Here is a 1,425-nt window from a genome sequence, read left to right as displayed (position 1 = left end):
GCGAGACCTACGGCGTGGCCAAGGACGTCAAGCTCGTGCCGCTGCGCGTGCTCGGCTGCGACGGCAGCGGGCCCACCGCCGGCATCATCGCCGCGATGGACTGGGTGGCCCAGAAGCACACCGGTCCGTCCGTGGCCAACATGAGCCTGGGCGGGTACGCCGACGCCGCCACCGACGCCGCCGTGGCGCGCCTGACCGCCTCCGGCGTGGTCACCGTGGTGGCGGCGGGCAACGAGCAGCAGAACGCGTGCAACGTCTCCCCGGCCCGCGCCAGCTCGGCCATCACCGTGGGGTCCACGGACCGGACCGACTCGCTGTCCTGGTTCTCCAACTGGGGCTCGTGCGTGGACATCCTGGCGCCCGGCTCGGACATCACCTCGGCGTGGAAGGACTCCGACACGGCCACCAACACCATCTCCGGCACGTCGATGGCCTCCCCGCACGTGGCCGGCGCCGCCGCGCTCTACCTGCAGGAGAACCCCACCGCCTCGGTCTCCCAGGTGACCAACGCGCTGAAGTCCTCGGCCACGCCCAACACCATCACCAACGTGCAGGGCTCGCCCAACCTCATGCTCAACACCACCGCCCTGCTGGGCAACGACACCACCACCCCGGACCCCGACCCGGTGACCGGTGTCGTGGTCAACGGTGACTTCGAGGCCGGCGCCACGGGCTGGACCGGCGACACCTGGGCCATCGGCAACGACGGCTACACCGCCTCCTCGGGCAGCAACAAGCTGTGGCTGGGTGGCGAGGGGTACGCGGTGACCCACACGGTGGACCAGACCCTCACCATCCCCGCGGGCGCCACCGCGCTGGACTACAAGCTGCGCATCGACTCCCGCGAGTTCTCCGGCAGCCCGCGCTACGACTCGATGAAGGTGCAGCTGCTGAGCCCCTCCGGCACCGTGCTGAAGACCCTGGCCACCTACGGCAACGACAACGAGAACACCTCCTACGCCGCCCGGAGCAACAGCCTGTCCGGCTACGCCGGTCAGAAGGTGACGCTGCGCTTCACGGCCACCGAGGACAACAGCTCCCGGACGTCCTTCCTCGTGGACGACGTCGCGGTGCGCTGACCTCCCGCCACGTGTGAACGGTGCGGGGTGTCCTGAGGGGCACCCCGCACCTCGTGCACCACCCCTTGCCGTCCTCCCCTCCCCCTCGATGCCGAAGGACCCCGCCGTGCGCACACTGACCCGCTCCCTGCTCGCCCTGACCGTCGCCTCCCTGGCCGGCGCCACCACCGCTGCCACCGCCCTGCCGCTGCCCGCCGCGCCGGTGGGCGGATCCTCCGACCTCGCGCCCGCCGCTGCCGGGTCCGCCGACACCGACGGCCGCCGCCTCCACATCGTGATGGTGGACCTGCCCGACGCCGCACGCCGTGGGCCGGCCGCGATGGCCTCGCCCACCGCCCGGGCCGCC

General features: G+C 72.2%; 2 protein-coding genes. Both read left to right on the top strand.

Annotation, left to right across the window (positions count from 1 at the left end):
• Nucleotides 1–1,079 (top strand): S8 family serine peptidase (locus HMPREF3099_RS13480; protein ID WP_237769783.1); only part of this gene is annotated, 1,079 nt, incomplete at its 5' end.
• A 106-nt stretch (nt 1,080–1,185) separates the two neighbouring features.
• The coding region (locus tag HMPREF3099_RS06760; protein WP_202816716.1) for a hypothetical protein at nt 1,186–1,425 on the top strand (240 nt) is incomplete at its 3' end.

It is taken from the genome of Kytococcus sp. HMSC28H12 (assembly GCF_001816045.1).
GTDB lineage: Bacteria > Actinomycetota > Actinomycetes > Actinomycetales > Dermatophilaceae > Kytococcus > Kytococcus schroeteri.
This window is presented reverse-complemented; position numbering and strand designations above follow the sequence as displayed.